We start from the raw sequence: 1,542 nt of genomic DNA on the forward strand, positions 1-1,542 counted from the left end.
CGCGCCACCACTGCACCGCCTTGTCACGGGCGAATCCCGTCCGCTCCAGCGCGAGCCGGATGCGGTGGGCGCCGGCCGGGCAGCGCAGCACGATATCGAGGCCGTCCGCCCCGCGCTCGACCCGCCAATCCGAGACCGCCTGCCAGCCGTCCGCGCGCTCCGACAGGATCGGCAGCTCGCCGTCGGCTGCGGCCTCGTGCCGGGCGACATCCTCCGCGTCCTCCGGCTCGATCCAACAGGGCTCGCAAGTCGAGGCGTTGAGCGCGATCAGCGCGCCGCAGCCGGGGCAGGGCTTGGCCCGCGCCAGCCCTTCCCTGCCCTTCACCGCGGCGGCGGTGCGCGCGGTGACCACGTCCACCGGGCCGTGCATCCGCACCAGGCCGGCATAGTCGAGGATCAGCGCGTCGCGCTTGCCCGCCGCGTTCCGCAGGGCACGCCCGACCTGCTGCACGTAGAGCCCGGTGCTCTGCGTCGGGCGGAGCAGGGCGATGAGATCCACCTCCGGCACGTTGAAGCCGGTGGCGAGCACGCCGACGGAGGTCAGGCAGCGGATCCGCCCGGCGCGAAAGGCCGCGACGATGCGGTCGCGCTCGCGCCGCGGGGTTTCGCCGGAGATCGCCTCGCAGGAATAGCCCTCCACGCGGATCGCGTCGCGCACCGCGTCCGCGTGGCTGAGCCCGGCGCAGAAGGCGAGCCAGGCCCGGCGCTCGCGGCCGTAGCCGACCATCTCCTCGACCGCGGCGCGGGTGATCCACTCGCGGTTGACCGCGGCCTCGAGCTGGCTCGGGATGTAGTCGCCGCCGCGCTTGCCCACGCCGGCCACGTCGAGGGCGGTCAGGGTCGCCTTCGACAGGAGCGGACAGAGATAACCCTGCCCGATCAGGTCGCCGGCATCGACCTCGTAGACGATGCCCTCGAAGATCCGGCCCGCGCCTTCGTCGAGGCGCCCGCTGTCGAGCCGGTAGGGCGTCGCGGTAAAGCCGACGACGCGAAGCTCCGGCCGCAGCGCCCGCAGGCCGGCGAGGAAGCGCCCGTAGCGGGTCTCGGCCGAGCGCGGGATCAGATGGGCCTCGTCGACGACGACGAGGTCGCGCGGGCCGATCGCATCGAGCCGGTCGGCCACCGACTGGATGCCGCAGACCAGGACCTGCGCCGCCGCCTCCCGCCGCCCGAGGCCGGCGGAGAAGATTCCCGCCGGCGCCTCGGGCCAGTAGCCGGTGAGCTCGGCGAAGTTCTGGGCGATCAGCTCCCGGCTGTGGGTGACGACGACGATGCGGGCGAGGGGATCGGCCTGCAGCGTCTCGCGCGCGAGCGCCGCGATCACCAGCGCCTTGCCGGCGCCGGTCGGCAGCACGATCAGGCCGGCACGCAGAGGCTGGCCCCCTGCCCCGCTCCAGGCGGCGGCAAGCGCATCGAGGCTGGCACGCTGGTAGGGTCGCAAGGTCAGCATGGGCTGACTCTAACGCACGCAGGCGGACGCGTCCGTGGCCCGTTCGCCGCGCCCGCCCCGGATCAGGGCGCCTGCAGCAGGTAGACGTCCAT

General features: G+C 73.9%; 1 protein-coding gene. It reads right to left on the minus strand.

The window, feature by feature from the left end:
• On the minus strand, positions 1 to 1,450 hold a 1,450-nt coding region (locus FV222_RS25645; protein WP_147815971.1), incomplete at its 3' end, for a DEAD/DEAH box helicase.
• Between the last annotated feature and the right edge of the window lie 92 nt (positions 1,451 to 1,542).

Origin of the sequence: Methylobacterium sp. WL103 (assembly GCF_008039885.1) — a bacterium.
GTDB classification, from domain to species: domain Bacteria; phylum Pseudomonadota; class Alphaproteobacteria; order Rhizobiales; family Beijerinckiaceae; genus Methylobacterium; species Methylobacterium cerastii.